Below are 14,957 nucleotides of genomic sequence, written 5' to 3'. Positions count from 1 at the left end.
AAAGAGATCGATGTATTCACTAGACGACCTGCTACACCTGATGAACCGCCTGCGCGACCCGCAATACGGGTGCCCGTGGGACATCAAGCAGACCTACGCCACTATCGTGCCGCATACCCTTGAAGAAGCCTACGAGGTGGCCGATGCCATCGAGCGCGGCGACTTCGATCATCTGCAAGGCGAGCTGGGCGACCTGCTGTTCCAGGTGGTGTATTACAGCCAACTGGCGCGCGAAGAAGGGCGCTTCGAATTTGCCGGCGTGATCGACAGCATCACCCGCAAGCTGATCCGGCGTCATCCCCATGTGTTCCCTACCGGCGATCTTTACGCACCGCTGGATATCCCGCAGTTGAGCGAAGAGCAGGTCAAGCAGCGCTGGGAGCAGATCAAGGCCGAGGAACGCGCGGAAAAATCCGACGCGCCTGAGCAACTGTCCCTGCTTGATGATGTGCCCACCGCCTTGCCGTCGCTGTCCCGTGCCGCCAAATTGCAAAAGCGGGCCAGCCAGGTGGGTTTCGACTGGCCGTCGGCGTTGCCGGTGGTGGACAACGTACGCGAAGAGCTGGATGAAGTGCTCGAAGCCATGGCCGATAACGACGCGGCGGCGATTGCCGATGAGGTGGGTGACCTGTTGTTCGCAGCGGTCAACCTGGCCCGTCACCTCAAGGTCGACCCTGAAACCGCGCTGCGCGGTGCCAATGCCAAATTCGAGCGACGTTTCCGATTTATCGAACAGGCATTGCGCGACACGCACCAACCCATAGAAGATTGCACCCTCGAAACGTTGGACGCCCTGTGGGGCGAAGCCAAACGCCACGAAAAGAATGTATCCAGCTGCGGTTGAGCAGTTGCCCAAGTGAGTAAGTACCATGAGCCTTTCCCTTCGCGACCAGTTGCTCAAAGCAGGTCTGGTCAACCAAAAGCAGGCCAAGCAGGTCGGCAAAGAGAAGCAGAAACAGCAGCGCCTGGTCCACAAGGGCCAGGCTGAGGTCGATGACACCCAGGCGCGCCTGGCCGCCGAGGCGCACGCCGAGAAGGTCAAGCGCGATCAGGAGCTGAACCGCCAGCAGCAGGAAAAAGCCGAGGCCAAGGCCCGTACGGCCCAGGTCAAGCAATTGATCGAAACCTCGCGGCTGCCAAAGTTGACCACCGAGGACTACTACAACTTCGTGGATGACAAGAAGGTCAAGCGCCTGTCGGTCAACACGCTGATGCGCAATAAGCTCAGCAATGGCTCCCTGGCCATCGTGCACCACGGCGGCGGCTACGAAGTGATCCCGCGTGAAGCCGCGCTGAAGATCCAGGAGCGCGCGCCGGAACGTATCGTGCAGCTCAACCTCCTGACCGAAAGCCAGGTGCCGGATGAGGATGATCCGTACGCCGCCTACCAGATCCCGGATGATCTGATGTGGTAAGGCCGTAGAAACAACAAACCCCGCCAACAGGCGGGGTTTGTGTTTTTAGCGTGCAGCGCCTGCCGGATTACCAATCCACCGCGTAGCTCAGGCTGAAGGTGCGACCTTCGGCATTCGGGTACGGTGCGCGGGCGTTGGCCTGGGCGAACATGTTCTGATAGTTGCGGTTGGTGAGGTTGTACACCGCACCTTCGAGGCGACCGACCGGCAGCCTGACCGAGCCCAGCAGGTCAACCAGGGTGTAGCCCTGGATATCGCGACCATTGTTGTCCTTGAAGGCAGCGTCATAATTGGCCAGGCGCATGCCCTGCAGGCGCAGGCTGTAGTCGTCACGCTGATAGCCGACAAAGGCGGTGGTCTTGGCCGGGGAAATACGCGTGGCGGGCAGGTCGATCCATTTGCCGTTCTGCTGGGTTTCGCCTTTGGAATATGCGTAGGTGCCGCCTACCGACCACTGGTCGGTGACGTTGTACGTCAGGCTGGTTTCGATACCGCGCACGCGCTCTTTCTGATTGATCAGGCGCAGCACGCGGTCATTGGCGTCATAGAACTGGGTGACATCCGAGGTGTTTTCATACGCCGTGACATTGGCCAGCCACTTGTCCCAGTTGCCACGCCAGCCCAGCTCATAGCTGTCGACCTTCAGCGCCTGGGCGTTGAGGTCCTGGATGTTGTAGGTGCTGTTGACGTCACGCAGGAAACGCTGGATATCCGGCAGGGAGAAACCCTGGCTGAAGTTGGCGAACACGTCCTGGTTTTCACTCAGGTGGTACACCGCGCCGAGGTTGTAGAGGGTGTCGTCATACTTGAGGGTGCCGCCCGGCAGTGTTGCACGGTTGCCCGTCTGAACGATCTCGCCGTAGGCGATGCTGTCGTCCACATCGCTCTCGATCCATTCGCGGCGCACGCCACCGCGCAAGGTCCAGTCGCCGATGTCATAGGACAGTTGGCCGAAGATCGCCTTGGTGGTGGTCTGGATGTCCGGGCCCAATTCGAAGGTGGTACCGGTCTTGGTATACGTCAGGCCGTTGACGCGGTATTGGTCGCCGCGTTGGCGCGAGGTTTCGTGATCATAATCGGCACCCCACACCAGGTTGCCGGTCGCGGGGCCGATGTCCGGCATCTGTGTGTCGATGGCTGCGCGCAGGCCATATACGTCCTGCACGCTGTTGTTGTCCGAGACGCCGGCCCGGCCCCGGGACAGGTCAGGGAAGAACAGCGCATCCGCGCGGCGCCAGTAACTTTCCACCTGCAGGCCCTGGCCGTAGAAGTCCTTGTCGGCGTAATTGAGGTTGACCGCCTGGTTGTGGGTGGACGGCTGGTCATCCAGGTCCAAACCCTTCACCGCGACGGCCTCGCTGGTGATGCGCGGGTTCTTGGTGTAGCGGGTGTCCTGTTCGTCTTTGTAGTCCTGCAGCGACAGGCTGATCTTCTTGTCGTCATCGAGCGCGTAGCCGAAGCGACCCTGCAGATCGTAGGTGTCGGTGTCCATGTTGCTGCCCTGGGACGTGTCCTGGGGAATGCGCTTGCCATTGCCGTCGAACTGGTCGTTGCGTTGCACGGTGTTGCCCGACACGTACCAGTCCAGCGGGCCCTGGCGGCCTGTTGCGCTCTGGAACGCCTGGTAGGCAAAGCCCTTGCGGCTGAGGTTGTCGCCGGCCGTCATGCCGATCTTGCTGCTGAAGGCCAGGTCTTCACCTGTGTTGCGCTTGGTGATGATGTTGATGATGCCACCCGATGCGCCGGCGCCGTAGACACTGCTGGCGCCGGAGATCACTTCGATGCGCTCGATACTTTCCGGCGCCACGCTGTTGAGCTGGCGGAAGTTGTCGCGCGTGGCGTTCTGGGAGACCCCATCGATCAGGATCAGCGTATTGCGCCCGCGCAGCGTCTGGCCGAAGTTGCTCATGCCGCCACTGGAGGGGGCAATGCCGGGGACCAGTTGCCCGAGAATATCGGCAACCCGGCGTCCCGCCGACGTCTGCTGGCGGATCTGTTCTGCGTCGATCACCTGCACCGAGCCCGGGATCGCCGCGATGCTGGTTTCACTGCGCGTGGCCGAGACCACCGTGGCCTGTAATTGCAGGCTGGTGGCCGCTGGCGTTTCTTCAGTCTGATCGGCCCAGACGGGGGCGCTGATCGACCCGAGCAGGGGCAACAGAATCGCCCATTGTGTTGTATTCATGACCTTGCCTTTGAGTTATTAGTATTGACAGAAAAATCGGACATTTGAGGTGTGCGGGTGAACGCACGAATCGCGCGGATGCCCACGGCAGCCAGGGCGTACGTCAGTGCCACCAGCCAGAAGCTGTGCGCCAGGCCCACCATTGCCATGCCGATGCCACCCAGCAGCGCACCGCACAACGCACCGGCCTTGGCGGCGCTGTTGCCCATGCCCAAGGCAAATCCCTGCTGGCTGGGGGCAACGGTGTTGGCGATCAAGGTGTAGGCGACCGGCAGCAACGCACCCTGCCATACGCCCCACAGCAGGCGGCTGGCAAGGAACCCCAACCATTCCCCGGCCATGGCCGTGAAGGCCAGGGTCAGGGCGCAGAACCAGGTGACCCATTCGATGATGTGTAGCGTGCGCGCGGGTGAGTGCCGGTCAAACAAGCGCCCCCACAACGGCGCGGACAGCGCCAGGGTCAGCGCGCTGGCGGCGTAGCTGGCGCCGATCAGCCACGCGGGCGCGTGCAGAACATCGGCGACATACAAGGCATAGAACGGTTGCGGCATCATCTTGGCGGCCTGGATCAATACGATGATTCCCAGCATCGCGCCAAGCCAACCTTTGGGAAGTGCAGCGGGCTTGGACGTGAGCGCAGGTCTGGAGCGTGGTGAATCGCTGGGCAGGAACACGCTGATTATTGCGCACATCAGGCAGACTGCGGTGGCGCTGTAGCACAGCAAAGCGAAACCGGATATATCCATCAGCCAGCCACCCAGCACCGGCCCGGCCAGGGAGCCCACGGCGGTGGCTGATTGCAGCCGTGCCAGAATATGTCCGCGGCCGCCGTCGCCGCAGCACGCCAGCGCATAAGCCTGGGCCGCCGCGATGAAGCCGGCCAACGCGCCTTGCGCCACACGGATGAGCACCAGCAGCCAAGGGTCGTAGGTGACGGCGGCCAGCGCCTGGCATACCGCCAGCGCCAGCAACGCGCGGATGATCATCGGCTTGTGGCCGGTACGGTCACCCAGGCGCCCCCACATGGGCGTGAGGATCATCGCCGCCATCATCGGCCCGGCGTACACCAGCGAAGAAAGCAGGCCGGTGTAGTGGGCGTTGGCAGTGCCGAGCAGCTTCTGGATCTGCAAGGGCCAGAAAGGCCCGCTCATTTCCATGGCGCCCATCGACACCAGCTGAATCACCACCAGCAAGCGCAGCGCAGTGCTGTTAGCCGACATTGGCGGCAGTGCTCAACGGGTTGGGCAGGCGCCCGACGATGTCGGCATGGCTTTCCATCAGCCGCATGCGCATAAACGACTTGGCCGGCCAGTCCTGTTCCAGCAAAGCGGCCCGTTCGGTCCGCCAGCGTTGCGGTTCGACCTGGCTGCGCACGTCATCGAAGCACTGGCTGACCTGTGCTGACAGTTCGTCCCACAGCAGCGCCTGGGCAATATCGAAGTGGCGGGCGCAGAGCAATACCAACTCGCCCAAATGGCACATGAACACCGTGTGCAGCAACTTGTCACGCACGAAACCGGCGTCGTCGTACAAGGTCATCTTCGGGTCGTGCAGTTCGATGTCCAGGCCTTGGGCGTGCAAGGTCTTGCGGTCGATGCGGATATCGCCGAAATCGCGCAGCAGCAGGCGACTCACGTTTCCGTCAGCGCCCATCACCATAAAGGAATTCTGTTGATGGGCCTCGAAGGCCACGCCATAGCGCAGGTACATGCCCAGCAGGGCGGGCACTGCGATGGAGGCATAGTCCCTGAAGAAGGCGCGGATGGCCTCTGCGTCGTCCGTGCCTTTGCTCAGGCGCACCCACTGGCGGAGCAGCGGCTGACCATGCTGGTCGGTGGCGAACAGGCTGCCTACCGGAATGGCCATCTCGCCCGTTTCGAGCAGGCTTTGCGGGTTGTCGCGGTAGAGCACGGCCAAGTGGCGGGAATGTTCGTCATTCACCGGTTGTGGCTTGAAATGCATGCCGAGGCGTTCGGGCACGATGCTGAGCAGGCGCTGGATGTCGGGCTCGCGCGCCAGGATCGTCTGCAATAGATGGCTGATCCGCGGGCCCATGCGTGCCGAGCGGGGTGACACGGTGCGCTGCACGCTGGTCAGGCGCAGTGACACCGGCAGCTTGACCATGGGCGCGTCGCTGCGGCCTTCAGGTAGGACGGTCCTGAACGACATGGTCGGGTGCGCCGTGAAGGCCACGATGTCGGTCAGCACCAGCAGCCGGTCGGCAATTTCATTGGCGAACAGGTGTGGTAACTCCTGGCGAGCTTGCCAGGGGTGGGCAGGCAGCGGCAGATAATCGCTGGCCTCAAGGCCCTGGGCGGTCAGTTGCGCCGTCAGTTGGCGAGCGGCCTGGGGGAACTGGTGTTGCCACCACTGCCAGTAGTCTGCGGTGCCGACCAGGCTTTCGACATGGGCGTACTGGCGGTGCAAGGCACACAGCAGGACCGGGAAGCGTGCTTCGAACTCCGGTGAGAAATCGATCACCTGTTCGGTGCCCAGGCCCAGCTTCGTCTTGTAGTTGGGGTGCCAGGGATGGCCGAGCGTGCCCCATTGCTCAAGCACTGACGTCGGGTTGCCAACGCCTGGGTCATTCTTCAGATAGACGAGCAGGTTGTCTTGATGCACAGGGTCCATTGCGGCATGCAACTGGAGCGTCCATTGCTCGTGAAAGGCCAGGCACAGGGTATCGTTGATGAAGCTGTCGTCGATCTCCGTGTTGAGACGGTCCAGGACCTCGGGGTCGGCAGGCGACTCGAGGCGGGTGTTCAGTAAGCTCAGCAACTGCGACGGAAACTGGACCCTCTGTTCGGGCTGCCCAGCCCGCACCACGCTGACGTTGCCGCGCAAATCCCAGCTGGCCATGCGGCCGGGGCGCAGATGTTCGAAGCGCACGCGGGTCTGATCGGGCAGCGCCAGCCAGCAGTGGCCGTGTTCGTCATGACTGAGTGTGTCTGGATCAAGCAGGCCTTCACGAAACAGTGCCTGGATCAGACGCTGGAAACTGCGTTCGCAGGCTGGCGCCAGGGTGGCGACCAGCGTATCGATCGTTATGTGTCTGGCTTGGAATTGACGTGTGGCGAGTGCTTCACCCCAGCGGCCAAGCAGGGATTTTTCCGGTGTGGTGACATGTCCGTGCATCAAGTCAAACTCCGTTTCCGTGGGGTCGAGTAAAAGCGCAGCGATACTATCGAGAATCATTACCAAATGTCTATTTGTTGTTACGCTTTTTGCGGAAACGATTATTCAGGGGGCGAACGGCGTGTTTTAAAAACGAAAACCCCGCTCAAAAGGCGGGGTTCTCGTTTGCAGGCGGCCCGGCTGCGTGGGCCGGACGTCTACGCGATTTCGGAATTTCAGGAGCCTTGTGCCTGGCGTTTCATCTCGAGCGATTCAAGTTCGTTTTTATAATTATGAGCATCGCTCTCGTTGTGAAACATGCCGACCAGCAAATCTTGTTGATGTACATCCCAGATGTGAATCCCGTGGCCTACCGCTTCATGGGACATATGTTCATCGTCGCGTTCAGTTACTTTTACAGTCATCTGCTTGCTCCAATCTCTGGTTGATCTGCGGCAAGTCGTCGCAGGCCTTTGTTATATGATTTGTTAGCTTGCTAAGTAAACCGGTTTTGCGTGCAACAATTCATTGCAGGAAACGCAACAGTGCTGCAGGCCATGTAAACCGTGGCATTTGGTCGCAGGGGTGTGGGTTAGATGACAAAAGTTTCATGTTTTTGGGGGCAGGCTGCTGACGCCATCGGGGGCAAGCTCCCTCCCACATTTGAAATGCAATTGAATGTGGGAGGGGGCTTGCCCCCGATGGGGCCAGAAGCTTCACAGCAAATATCCAGGCGAAAAAAAGCCCCGCATTCAGCGAGGCTATTTTCAACTCATCAGGCCAATCAGCTACCTTTGACAGCCTTACCGTCAACAGTGCCATCCTGCAGCATGATGTTGTATTCCTTACCGTCCGTCTCAACCTGACGCAAGGCAACCAGAATGCCGCCCTGGTCCTTGGCAAACCACATCTGCGTGATGCGCTTGCTCTGGGAAGGGTCACGTACGCGTTCAACCTTGATCGCGTCGATGGCGCCGACCTTGGTCTGGACCTTTTCCGGGCCGATGACGCGGAAATCGTAGGTATCGACATCAGTGCCTTCGGCCACTCGGTAGCTCATACTTTTCTTGCCGGCCGCCACGTCGCGCTGGAGGGCGAGTTGATAGGTGGACTTGTCGAGCATGCCGCTTTCGAGGGTGACGTTAACCGGGTCCTTGTTTTCAAAGCCGGTGATTTTCTTGGTTGCCTGGTCGAAATCCAGGTTGATCTTCTTGGCTTTGCCCAGGCCGCCGCGCTCGAAGCTGTAGCTCTTGGGTTGCAGGGTGTCCTTGTCGAACAGGATCACGCTGGTTTCGGTCAGGCTGGCAATCATCATCGAGGCCTTGAAGTTCAAGGTCCACGTGCCGTCGCCGTTCTTGGTCAGGCTGCGTTCAGCCGAACCGCTCATGGGCAATTGCTTCCAGTCGGCGGTGTAGCTGACGGAGAAGGGGTGAAGGTCTGCCGCTTGCACGGCAGGCAGAGCGAACAGCGCAAAAGCGAAAAGCAGGGCGCGACGCATAAAATCTCCTAGGTTCGAATCAAGTGGCCGCTGGCCGCGAGTAACTGACCGTCCAATAATGCTCCCTGTTCACCAAGAATCAACCGACCCTCGACAAACCAGCGAACGGCCAGCGGGTAAATCCTGTGTTCCTGGGTGTGAACCCGTTGCGCAAGCGTCTGCGCCGAGTCGCCTGACTCTACCGGAACCACTGCCTGTACGACCAGAGGCCCGCCATCGAGTTCCTCGGTGACAAAGTGCACGGTGCAACCATGCTCGCTGTCACCGGCATCAAGGGCGCGCTGATGGGTATGCATGCCTTTGTACCTGGGCAGCAGGGACGGGTGGATATTGAGCAGGCGCCCTTCGTAATGGCGCACGAAATCCGCGCTGAGAATGCGCATGAAGCCGGCGAGCACCACGAGCTTGGGGTCGAAGGCGTCGATCAGTTCGATCAAGGCCTGGTCGAAGGCCTCGCGACCTTCGAACGCCTTGTGATCCAGCGAGCGGGTCTGGATACCCGCGTCCCTGGCACGTTGCAGGCCATAGGCGTCGCTGCGGTTGGAAATCACCGCAGCGATGCGCACCGGACTGTCGCCGGTCAGTGTGCTGTCGATCAGGGCCTGCAAGTTACTGCCGGTGCCGGAAAGCAGCACCACGACATCACCTGTCGCGTGCATCCGCGCTTGCATCAATGGGCCTTGAGGTTCTTCAGTTCAACCTGGGCTGCGCCTTCGGCAGCCGTGGCGATCTGGCCGATGACCCAAGGTTGTTCGCCGGCTTCACGCAATACGTTCAGCGCGGTTTCAACGTGTTCCTGGGCCACGCAGATGACCATGCCCACGCCGCAGTTGAGCACGCGGTGCATCTCGGTTTCGTTGACGTTGCCTTTCTCTTGCAGCCAGTCGAAGACTGCAGGGCGCTGCCAGCTGGCCACGTCGACAATCGCCTGGGCGCCTTTTGGCAGCACGCGTGGGATGTTGTCCAGCAGGCCGCCGCCGGTGATGTGGGCCATGGCCTTGACGGCGCCGGTGTCCTTGATCAGCTTGAGCAGTGGCTTGACGTAAATGCGCGTCGGGGCCATCAGCAGGTCGGTCAGTGGCTTGCCGTCGAGCTGGATGTTCTCGATGTCGGCGCCGGACACTTCGATGATCTTGCGGATCAGCGAGTAGCCGTTGGAGTGCGGGCCGGAGGACGGCAGGGCGAGCATGGCGTCGCCGGCAGCCACTTTGGAGCCGTCGATGATCTCGGCTTTTTCCACCACGCCGACGCAGAAGCCTGCCAGGTCGTAGTCTTCGCCTTCGTACATGCCTGGCATTTCAGCGGTTTCGCCGCCCACCAGGGAGCAACCCGACAGTTCGCAGCCGGCGCCGATGCCGGTGACCACCTGGGTCGCGGTCTCGACATTGAGCTTGCCGGTGGCGTAGTAGTCGAGGAAGAACAGCGGCTCGGCGCCGCATACCACCAGGTCATTGACGCACATGGCAACCAGGTCGATGCCGATGCTGTCGTGCTTGTTCAGGTTCAGGGCAAGGCGCAGCTTGGTGCCCACGCCGTCGGTGCCGGAGACCAGTACAGGCTGCTTGTAGCCGGCCGGGATTTCGCAGAGGGCGCCAAAACCGCCCAGGCCGCCCATGACTTCGGGGCGCGCAGTGCGCTTGGCGACGCTCTTGATGCGTTCGACCAATGCTTCACCGGCGTCGATGTCTACACCGGCGTCCTTGTAGCTCAGGGAGGGTTGCTTGCTCATGATCCAGGCCTTTAGGGGGGATTTCTGGGTAACGACCGGGCGGGTGGGCACTTTTGGCAAAGGCCCAGCCGTTGACGGTCTGCGAAGGCGCGCGATTTTATCAGGCTTGAGGGGCAGCGGCCATCCTCGGGCCGACGGGCAGGGCATATGTGCTTAAAAAAATCCCGAATCGGCGCGCTAATGGGCCGTATTAAGGTATAGCCTTGAACCCGCTATCGTTATGACAGTATGAAAACTTGCCGAGACCCGTGAATGTTTTACCGGTCGCTGGGTCACAGCCTTGCCAAACCGAGATCACGCGGTCTGTTCCAGCCGCTAAATTTGTCGTTCGGGAATCTTCCATGCGTCTGTGTAAATTCTTTTTTGTAGGCTGCTTGTCGTTGGTCAGCCTGGCGAGTCATGCCGAAACCCTCAATGGCCTCTATCAAGTCCTCGAACCGGTCAGCAGTCAATCGCCCCAGGAGCGCGACCAGGCCACCCAGCGCGCCGTGCAGACCCTGGTCATCCGCCTGACCGGTGATGCCAAGGCCGCCGAAGGCCCGGGCCTGGCGGCGATCCGCAAGGACCCGCAGCAAATCATCAGCCAGTACGGCTACGACGCCGGTCCGCCGGAAAGCCTGCAAGTGGATTTCGACCCGGTCAGCACCGATCGCGCCCTGCGCGACGCCGGGTTGGCGATCTGGGGCAGCAATCGACCTTCGATCCTCGGCTGGTGGCTGAACGACTCCACCGACGGCAGCAGCCTGGTCGGCGACGGCCAGGCCGTGGCGCAGGCGCTGCGCCGGGCGGCCCAGCACCGTGGCTTGCCGCTGCGCCTGCCGCTGGGTGACCTGGACGAACAGGTCGTCGCCACCGCGCCGAATCTGGAAAGCGCAGATGCCACGCCGCTGCGCGCCGCCTCCGAGCGCTATGGCGCCGATGCGTTGCTGGCGGTTCATGCGCGCCAGGAAGGCAGCCAGTGGCAGGCCAAATGGCGTTTGTGGCTGGGCGACAAGACCGAGCAGGGCAGCGTGCAGGGGGCTGATACCGCCGCGGTCGCCGATGCCGTATTGCTCGCCGTCAGCCAGACGCTGGCACCGCGCTTTGCGGTCAAGCCGGGGGTCAGCTCCGAGCAGTTGCTTGAGGTGCAAGGCATGAACCTGGAGCGCTATGCCGCGCTGGGTCGGTTGCTCGAGCCCTTTGGTGGTCAGCCGCAGCGGGTGGAGGGCGATCGTATTGTGTATCGCGTCAATGGCAGCGCCGACCAGTTGCGCACCCAGTTGAGCCTGGCCAAATTGCAGGAAGTGCCGGCCGGTGAAGCCCCGGTCCAGCAACCGCCGGCCGACGGCGCACAACCGGCCGCGGCGCCGGAGCCTCAGGCGCAGTTACGTTTTCATTGGTAAATGAATAAGTGGGTAAGCGGTCTTCCTTCTATATAGAAGAGGGAAGCCAATAAAAGAGGAAGTGATTCATGGCGGATACGCGTCGTTGGGTGTGGCTTGGCGGGATTGTCCTGCTGTGCGTTTTTGTGTTCTTGCTGCATTCGATCCTGACGCCATTTCTGGTGGCGTTGTTGCTCGCCTATCTGTTCGATCCCGTGGTGGATCGCCTGGAGAAAGCCGGCCTGTCGCGAACCTGGGGTGTAATCGCGGTGTTTGCCTTGTTTACCCTGATCATCACCGCGCTGGTGCTGGTGTTGGTGCCGATGCTGGCCAAGCAGCTGTATCGGCTTTACGAGCTGGCACCACAGATGCTCGACTGGTTGCAGCACACGGCTATGCCGTGGGCCCAGGCCAAGCTGGGGCTGTCGGACGGGTTCTGGAAGTTCGACAAGGTCAAGGCGGCAATCAGTGAGCACATGGACAAGACCACCGATATCGTCAGCATGGTGCTCAGTCAGGCAACCGCCTCCAGCCTGGCGCTGATCGGCTGGTTGACCAACCTGGTGCTGATCCCGGTGGTAGCGTTCTACCTGCTGCGTGACTGGGACATCATGATGGCCAAGATCCGCAGCCTGCTGCCGCGCGACCGCGAGGAACGCATCGTGTCCCTGGCCGGCGAGTGCCATGAAGTCCTGGGCGCGTTCGTCCGCGGGCAACTGCTGGTGATGCTGGCGTTGGGCATCATCTATGCCGCCGGCTTGATGGCGATCGGCCTTGAACTGGGTCTGTTGATCGGCCTGATCGCCGGCCTGGCCGCGATCGTGCCGTACATGGGTTTCGTCATCGGTATCGGCGCGGCGCTGGTGGCGGGGCTGTTCCAGTTCGGCGGCGACCTGTACCCGATGCTCGGGATCGTCGCGGTATTCATGGTCGGTCAGGCGCTCGAAGGCATGGTATTGACGCCGCTGCTGGTGGGCGACCGCATCGGCCTGCATCCGGTGGCGGTGATCTTTGCGATCCTGGCGGGCGGTGAGCTGTTCGGCTTTACCGGCATCCTGCTGGCGCTGCCGGTGGCGGCGGTGATCATGGTGCTGGTGCGGCACGTTCACGATCTGTACAAGGATTCGGATGTGTACACGGGGGTTGAAGACCCCGATCTGTAAGCGCAGCATCACAAACCCGGCTCATCGCCGGGTTTGTTGTTTATGGGGGTGGGTGCGTCAAACAATTCGCGTAAAACCAGCAGGTTAACGCAAACCTTTGATTTTGCTTATGGTCTGCTGCATTGTGCGCCCGGCGCCACGCGTATAAACTTTGCAAACTTTACACAGAGGCCACTCACGGTTCGATGGGAGCCGTTCAGTCAGCATGAAACCGATTCAGCTGCCCCTAGGTGTGCGTCTGCGTGACGACGCTACCTTTATCAATTACTACCCAGGCGCCAATGCTGCTGCACTCGGCTATGTCGAGCGCCTCTGCGAAGCCGACGCCGGGTGGACTGAAAGCCTGATCTATCTGTGGGGCAAGCATGGCGTAGGGCGTACCCACTTGCTGCAGGCTGCGTGCCTGCGCTTCGAGCAAATGGGCGAGCCGGCGGTCTACCTGCCGTTGGCCGAACTGATGGACCATGGTGTGGGGATATTCGACAACCTCGAACAATATGAACTGGTGTGCCTGGACGACTTGCAGGCCATTGCGGGCAAGGCGGATTGGGAAGAAGCGCTGTTTCATCTGTTCAACCGCCTGCGCGACAGCGGCCGGCGCCTGTTGATCGCCGCATCCACCTCGCCGCGTGAACTGCCGGTGAAGCTGGCCGACCTCAAGTCGCGCCTGACGCTGGCGTTGATCTTCCAGATGCGCCCCCTGTCCGACGAGGACAAATTGCGCGCCCTGCAACTGCGCGCTTCGCGTCGCGGCCTGCACCTGACCGACGAGGTCGGGCATTTTATCCTCACCCGTGGCACGCGCAGCATGAGCGCCTTGTTCGACCTGCTCGAACAGCTCGACCAGGCCTCATTGCAGGCCCAGCGCAAGCTCACCATCCCGTTCCTCAAGGAAACCCTCGGCTGGTAGCCAGCCCTTGCGTTTCCAGGCTTTCGGCAAGTTCCAGGCGCCAGAAAACCTGCGTTGGTGCCGGTTTAGCCACGCAAAAGACTGGTATCAGGGATCAAGGGCTTAGATGGCATAGTCCAAACAAGAAGTCACAAAGAACTCGATTGAATTTGCAAATCGATGTGATAGCGGGCATAGTCTCGCCTTCTTTACACATCAGCCACGGTCGTGCCCATGCTAAATCGCTTCGCACCCCTCGTGCCTCTCGCACTCGTTACCCTGTTGTTTGGTTGCGCCTCCCACCCCCAGCAGGTGGTAGAACAGCAAAAACCACAGGTTCAAAATCAGGCTAAATTCGTTGCTGCACAGTCTGCTTCTGTTTATGAAGAAGAGCTGGCAACCGAAAAAGAACTTGCCGATTTCTCCGGCAGCAAGCCTTACCAGCTTCCCGTTCTGGCCGACAGCATTCTCGAACGCGGCATGTCCCTGATCGGTACCCGTTACCGTTTCGGCGGCACCTCCGAGGCCGGTTTCGACTGCAGCGGTTTTATCGGCTACCTGTTTCGTGAAGAGGCCGGTATGAATCTGCCGCGCTCCACACGCGAAATGATCAACGTGAAAGCACCGTTGGTCGCGCGCAACAACCTCAAGCCCGGTGATCTGCTTTTCTTCAGTACAGCCGGTCGCGGTCGTGTCAGTCACGCCGGTATCTACCTGGGCGATAACCAGTTTATCCACTCCAGCAGCCGCCGTAGCGGTGGGGTGCGGGTCGATAGCCTGGGCGACAGCTACTGGAGCAAAACCTTCATCGAAGCCAAGCGAGCACTCGCCATGGCCCCGTCTACGGTGACCGCCAGTAAGTAAAGTTAAAGTGATACTTGAAGTTTGACGCGTAAGCGCTAGAATCCCTGGACATTGCTGTAATCCGTTCGCGCGAGCCCTGCTTGCGCGTTCTGGTTTTCAGCGTTCGGCAGCGAAAGCCGCATCCAGTCCAGGATTGTTCTGCACATGTCGACCTCGGCCCGCCTCATTCTGCTTGTTTGCGCCGCGCTCCTCAGCGCCTGCGCGAACCGTCCACCGCCGCCCGCTCCCGTAGCGGTCAAGCCCAAGCCGGTGTTCAACTATTCGACCCAGAATTTCTCGCCTGCCGCTGAAGACGTGCTCTTCCGCGCGCTGGGCCTGGTGGGCACGCCGTATCGCTGGGGCGGCAACACCCCGGACTCGGGCTTTGATTGCAGCGGGCTGATTGGTTTTGTCTACCGTGACGCAGCCGGTATCACCTTGCCGCGCACTACCCGCGAGTTGATCGTGATGCGTGCTCAGGACGTCAGCGAGCAGAACCTGCAAACCGGTGACCTGTTGTTCTTTGCCACCGGTGGCGGTTCGCGGGTCAGCCACGCCGGGATCTACGTGGGCGAGGGCCGTTTTGTGCACGCACCGCAGACCGGCGGTACAGTGAAGCTGGACACGCTGTCCAAGGCGTATTGGCAGAATGCTTACCTGAGTGCCAAGCGCGTACTGCCGGCCAACCTGGCACGCAATCCCTGAATCAGACATAGACCCGATTCAAATGTGGGAGGGGGCTTGCCCCCGATGAGGGAGG

14 protein-coding genes are annotated in these 14,957 nt (G+C 61.0%); 7 read left to right on the top strand and 7 right to left on the bottom strand.

From position 1 onward, the window contains the following. Positions 1–10: 10 nt before the first annotated feature. Complete coding sequence (mazG, locus tag BOP93_RS19155; RefSeq protein ID WP_104504244.1) at positions 11–844, top strand: nucleoside triphosphate pyrophosphohydrolase; 834 nt, start codon at positions 11–13, stop codon at positions 842–844. A gap of 25 nt (positions 845–869) precedes the next feature. Further along, positions 870–1,415: a DUF2058 domain-containing protein gene (locus tag BOP93_RS19150; RefSeq protein WP_057011833.1), complete on the top strand. Its 546-nt coding sequence runs from the start codon at positions 870–872 to the stop codon at positions 1,413–1,415. A 67-nt stretch (positions 1,416–1,482) separates the two neighbouring features. On the opposite strand, the gene BOP93_RS19145 is transcribed toward BOP93_RS19150, so the two are convergent. The 7 genes from BOP93_RS19145 to purM all read right to left on the bottom strand — a co-directional run bounded on the left by BOP93_RS19145 (position 1,483) and on the right by purM (position 9,941). Beyond that, positions 1,483–3,600: a TonB-dependent receptor gene (locus BOP93_RS19145; RefSeq protein WP_104504242.1), complete on the bottom strand. Its 2,118-nt coding sequence runs from the start codon at positions 3,598–3,600 to the stop codon at positions 1,483–1,485. Next, entirely contained in the window at positions 3,597–4,820 is a 1,224-nt protein-coding gene (locus BOP93_RS19140) for an MFS transporter (protein WP_104504240.1), read from the bottom strand. Before BOP93_RS19140 ends, BOP93_RS19145 begins: the two co-directional genes overlap by 4 nt. Next, positions 4,810–6,735, bottom strand: a complete 1,926-nt coding sequence (locus tag BOP93_RS19135) for an IucA/IucC family protein (protein ID WP_104504238.1) — start codon at positions 6,733–6,735, stop codon at positions 4,810–4,812. The genes BOP93_RS19140 and BOP93_RS19135 overlap by 11 nt, the downstream gene beginning before the upstream one ends. Positions 6,736–6,950: 215 nt before the next feature. Then, complete coding sequence (locus tag BOP93_RS19130) at positions 6,951–7,139, bottom strand: hypothetical protein (RefSeq protein ID WP_104504236.1); 189 nt, start codon at positions 7,137–7,139, stop codon at positions 6,951–6,953. A gap of 359 nt (positions 7,140–7,498) precedes the next feature. After that, positions 7,499–8,212: a DUF3108 domain-containing protein gene (locus BOP93_RS19125; RefSeq protein ID WP_104504234.1), complete on the bottom strand. Its 714-nt coding sequence runs from the start codon at positions 8,210–8,212 to the stop codon at positions 7,499–7,501. 8 nt (positions 8,213–8,220) lie between these two features. Then, the gene (purN, locus tag BOP93_RS19120; RefSeq protein WP_104505324.1) at positions 8,221–8,871 is read right to left on the bottom strand and encodes a phosphoribosylglycinamide formyltransferase; all 651 of its coding nucleotides are present in this window, start codon (positions 8,869–8,871) and stop codon (positions 8,221–8,223) included. Positions 8,872–8,882: 11 nt separating this feature from the next. Beyond that, positions 8,883–9,941: a phosphoribosylformylglycinamidine cyclo-ligase gene (gene purM / locus BOP93_RS19115; protein ID WP_104504232.1), complete on the bottom strand. Its 1,059-nt coding sequence runs from the start codon at positions 9,939–9,941 to the stop codon at positions 8,883–8,885. A gap of 341 nt (positions 9,942–10,282) precedes the next feature. Here purM and BOP93_RS19110 point away from each other — a divergent pair, with 341 nt between their 5' ends. The 5 genes from BOP93_RS19110 (at position 10,283) to BOP93_RS19090 (ending at position 14,902) form a co-directional block, all read left to right on the top strand. Then, entirely contained in the window at positions 10,283–11,323 is a 1,041-nt protein-coding gene (locus tag BOP93_RS19110; protein ID WP_104504230.1) for a DUF2066 domain-containing protein, read from the top strand. Positions 11,324–11,391: 68 nt separating this feature from the next. Further along, the gene (locus tag BOP93_RS19105) at positions 11,392–12,465 is read left to right on the top strand and encodes an AI-2E family transporter (RefSeq protein ID WP_065884497.1); all 1,074 of its coding nucleotides are present in this window, start codon (positions 11,392–11,394) and stop codon (positions 12,463–12,465) included. A gap of 205 nt (positions 12,466–12,670) precedes the next feature. Continuing rightward, positions 12,671–13,375, top strand: coding sequence for a DnaA regulatory inactivator Hda (gene hda, locus BOP93_RS19100; RefSeq protein WP_065884498.1), 705 nt, complete (start codon positions 12,671–12,673; stop codon positions 13,373–13,375). A 213-nt stretch (positions 13,376–13,588) separates the two neighbouring features. After that, complete coding sequence (locus BOP93_RS19095) at positions 13,589–14,218, top strand: C40 family peptidase (RefSeq protein ID WP_104504228.1); 630 nt, start codon at positions 13,589–13,591, stop codon at positions 14,216–14,218. A gap of 144 nt (positions 14,219–14,362) precedes the next feature. Beyond that, complete coding sequence (locus tag BOP93_RS19090) at positions 14,363–14,902, top strand: C40 family peptidase (protein ID WP_065934936.1); 540 nt, start codon at positions 14,363–14,365, stop codon at positions 14,900–14,902. Positions 14,903–14,957 lie beyond the last annotated feature (55 nt).

The sequence above is a fragment of the Pseudomonas orientalis genome (assembly GCF_002934065.1).
Classification (GTDB): Bacteria; Pseudomonadota; Gammaproteobacteria; order Pseudomonadales; family Pseudomonadaceae; genus Aquipseudomonas; species Aquipseudomonas orientalis_A.
This window is presented reverse-complemented; position numbering and strand designations above follow the sequence as displayed.

Excerpts from the sequence above, each read along its gene's own strand:
- mazG (WP_104504244.1), top strand. The coding sequence starts at position 11 with ATGTATTCACTAGACGACCTGCTACACCTGATGAACCGCCTGCGCGAC.
- BOP93_RS19150 (WP_057011833.1), top strand. The coding sequence starts at position 870 with ATGAGCCTTTCCCTTCGCGACCAGTTGCTCAAAGCAGGTCTGGTCAAC.
- BOP93_RS19145 (WP_104504242.1), bottom strand. The coding sequence starts at position 3,600 with ATGAATACAACACAATGGGCGATTCTGTTGCCCCTGCTCGGGTCGATC.
- BOP93_RS19140 (WP_104504240.1), bottom strand. The coding sequence starts at position 4,820 with ATGTCGGCTAACAGCACTGCGCTGCGCTTGCTGGTGGTGATTCAGCTG.
- BOP93_RS19135 (WP_104504238.1), bottom strand. The coding sequence starts at position 6,735 with ATGCACGGACATGTCACCACACCGGAAAAATCCCTGCTTGGCCGCTGG.
- BOP93_RS19130 (WP_104504236.1), bottom strand. The coding sequence starts at position 7,139 with ATGACTGTAAAAGTAACTGAACGCGACGATGAACATATGTCCCATGAA.
- BOP93_RS19125 (WP_104504234.1), bottom strand. The coding sequence starts at position 8,212 with ATGCGTCGCGCCCTGCTTTTCGCTTTTGCGCTGTTCGCTCTGCCTGCC.
- purN (WP_104505324.1), bottom strand. The coding sequence starts at position 8,871 with ATGCACGCGACAGGTGATGTCGTGGTGCTGCTTTCCGGCACCGGCAGT.
- purM (WP_104504232.1), bottom strand. The coding sequence starts at position 9,941 with ATGAGCAAGCAACCCTCCCTGAGCTACAAGGACGCCGGTGTAGACATC.
- BOP93_RS19110 (WP_104504230.1), top strand. The coding sequence starts at position 10,283 with ATGCGTCTGTGTAAATTCTTTTTTGTAGGCTGCTTGTCGTTGGTCAGC.
- BOP93_RS19105 (WP_065884497.1), top strand. The coding sequence starts at position 11,392 with ATGGCGGATACGCGTCGTTGGGTGTGGCTTGGCGGGATTGTCCTGCTG.
- hda (WP_065884498.1), top strand. The coding sequence starts at position 12,671 with ATGAAACCGATTCAGCTGCCCCTAGGTGTGCGTCTGCGTGACGACGCT.
- BOP93_RS19095 (WP_104504228.1), top strand. The coding sequence starts at position 13,589 with ATGCTAAATCGCTTCGCACCCCTCGTGCCTCTCGCACTCGTTACCCTG.
- BOP93_RS19090 (WP_065934936.1), top strand. The coding sequence starts at position 14,363 with ATGTCGACCTCGGCCCGCCTCATTCTGCTTGTTTGCGCCGCGCTCCTC.